This is a genomic window from Streptomyces sp. SID3343 (assembly GCF_009865215.1).
Classification (GTDB): Bacteria; Actinomycetota; Actinomycetes; order Streptomycetales; family Streptomycetaceae; genus Embleya.
On sequence record NZ_WWJX01000666.1, the window covers coordinates 1 to 2,407 of the forward strand.

At 70.4% G+C, this 2,407-nt stretch carries 3 protein-coding genes; 2 read left to right on the forward strand and 1 reads right to left on the reverse strand.

Annotation, left to right across the window (positions count from 1 at the left end):
- Positions 1-117 precede the first annotated feature (117 nt).
- The gene (locus tag GT354_RS20575; protein ID WP_346012100.1) at positions 118-726 is read right to left on the reverse strand and encodes a TetR/AcrR family transcriptional regulator; all 609 of its coding nucleotides are present in this window, start codon (positions 724-726) and stop codon (positions 118-120) included.
- 146 nt (positions 727-872) lie between these two features.
- On the opposite strand from GT354_RS20575, the gene GT354_RS20580 reads away from it, so the two are divergent.
- Both GT354_RS20580 and GT354_RS20585 read left to right on the forward strand, forming a co-directional pair.
- Positions 873-2,096 (forward strand): cytochrome P450, encoded by a 1,224-nt coding sequence (locus GT354_RS20580; RefSeq protein ID WP_161357813.1) that lies wholly within the window; start codon positions 873-875, stop codon positions 2,094-2,096.
- Between the two features lie 20 nt (positions 2,097-2,116).
- On the forward strand, positions 2,117-2,308 hold the full coding sequence (locus GT354_RS20585; RefSeq protein WP_161357815.1) for a (4Fe-4S)-binding protein: 192 nt from the start codon (positions 2,117-2,119) through the stop codon (positions 2,306-2,308).
- Positions 2,309-2,407 lie beyond the last annotated feature (99 nt).

The following is a 2,407-nucleotide window of genomic DNA, read 5'->3' on the forward strand; positions in this document are numbered from 1 at the left end:
GAGGGCGTCGGGCCCGCCCGCGGGGCCCGGCGGCCGGCCGGTGGCGACGGGCTGCTCACCGATGTCGGGGCCGGCCGCGAGGCGCCGGGGTTCGTTCTCGCCGAGCATGCCGCCCCCTCACCCGTCGTCGGTTGGTGTCGGGGGCGGGTTCAGGACCAGGGGGAGGTAGACCTCGTCGACGATGTCCGTGATGATCTCGTCGTCGATGGGGGTGTCGAACAGCAGGAATTCGCTGCGCAGCAGGTCGGTGGCGACCGTGGCGCGTCGGGAGGTCAGGATGCGCGGGGCGACCTCGCCGCGCTCGACGGCTCGCTCCAGGATGACGTGGATCGTCGCCGGGCCGACGGTGTGGATCCGGTCCAGGATCAGTCTGGAGAGGGCGGGGTCGCGGGTCATCTCGCCGAGCAGGCCGCGCAGGATGCCGCCGAGCGGGCTGGCCATCTTGGCCGCCATGTGCCGCAGCAGGGCGATCACATCCGTGCGCAACGCTCCGGTGTCGGGGAGGTCGTCGTCGGGCACGCGCCCCAACCGGCAGGCGTCGACGGCCAGTTCGGCGCGGTCGGACCAGCGGCGGTACAGCACGGCCTTGCCCGTCCGGGCCCGGGCGGCCACTCGTTCCATGGTCAGCCCGGCGTAGCCGACCTCGGCGAGTTCCTCGAGGGTCGCCGCCAGGATGGCGTTCTCCAGTTCCTCGCCGCGCCGCCGGGGTCCTTTGCGGTGGTCCACGGCCGATTCGACCAGATCTTCGACATTCGGTGACAGCGTGACTCCCGAAAGTTATGGAGAGGTCGTTGCGTTCCCAGTGAGAGGACTCTAGCCTCAAAAGTAGAGAACTGCCCGTTCTTTACCCGACGGAAGCTTCGAGGGGATCGATGACCGAGATCGCTGCGACGCTCAAGACCGACGAGGCCGCCCCCGCCTATCCGAACAATCGCACGTGTCCCTACCGGCTGCCCGAGGAATACAACCGGTTCCGCGACGAACCCGACTCGCTGCGCCGAGTCGTGCTCTACGACGGCCGCCCCGCGTGGGTGGTGACCAAGCACGACGCGGCCCGCAGGCTGCTCGCGGACCCCCGGTTGTCCTCCGACCGCACCAGCCTCGACTTCCCCGCGACCTCGCCGCGGTTCGAGGCCCTGCGCGAGCGCGACCAGGCCTTCATCGGTCTGGATCCGCCCGAGCACGGCCCCAAGCGGCGAATGACGATCAGCGAGTTCACCGTCAAGCGCATCAAGGACATGCGCCCCGACATCGAGCGGATCGTGCACGACTTCATCGACGCGATGCTCGCTGCGGGCCCTCCCGCCGACCTGGTCGCCCGATTCGCGTTACCGGTGCCCTCCATGGTGATCTGCCGCCTGTTGGGCGTCCCGTACGCCGACCACGACCTGTTCCAGGACGCGAGCAGGCGCCTGCTCCAGGCCGCGGACGCGAAGCAGGCCGTCACCGCGCGCGACGAACTCGGCGATTACCTGGACGGGTTGATCACCAGGCTTCAGGCGAACCCCGGCCCGGGTCTGCTCAACAATCTGGTCGCCGGCCAACTCGCGAGCGGCGAGATCGATCGGGCCGAACTGATCGCCACCGCGGTGTTGTTGCTCGTCGCCGGCCACGAGACGACGGCCTCGATGACCTCGCTCAGCGTCATCACCCTCCTGGAACACCCCGACCAGCACGCCGCCTTGCGCGCCGATCCCGACCTGGTCCCCGGCGCGGTCGAGGAACTGCTGCGCTACCTCGCCATCGCCGACCTCGCCGGCGGACGCGTGGCCACGGCCGACATCGAGATCGACGGGCAACTCATCCGCGCCGGCGAGGGCGTCATCGTCTCCAACTCCATCGCCAACCGCGACGGTTCGGTCTTCGAGGATCCCGACACCTTCGACGTACACCGCTCCGCCCGCCACCACCTCGCCTTCGGCTACGGGGTGCACCAGTGCCTCGGCCAAAACCTCGCCCGCCTCGAACTCGAGGTGATCCTCACGGCGCTCTTCGAACGCATTCCGACACTGCGCCTGGCGGTACCGGTCGAGCAGTTGACGCTCCGGCCGGGGACCACGATCCAGGGCGTGAACGAACTCCCGGTCACGTGGTGACCGCGCCGAACGAGTCGGCCATGCGGGTCGTCGCCGACCGCGACGTCTGCGTCGGCGCCGGCCTGTGCGTGTTGACCGCCCCGCGGATCTTCGACCAGGACGACGACGGTCTCGTCACCGTCCTCGTGCCCGCCCCGGAAGCCGTGGACCGGACCGCCGCGCGCCAAGCCGCGCATCTGTGTCCGTCGGGCGCGGTCCGCACCGTCGAATAGGCGCGGCGGACCGGCCCCCGAGCGGGTGGCACCGGGTTCCCGCCTCGACGCGACACACCCCTGGCGCCGCACGCCCCTCGCCAACCGGCGCGGGGGGTG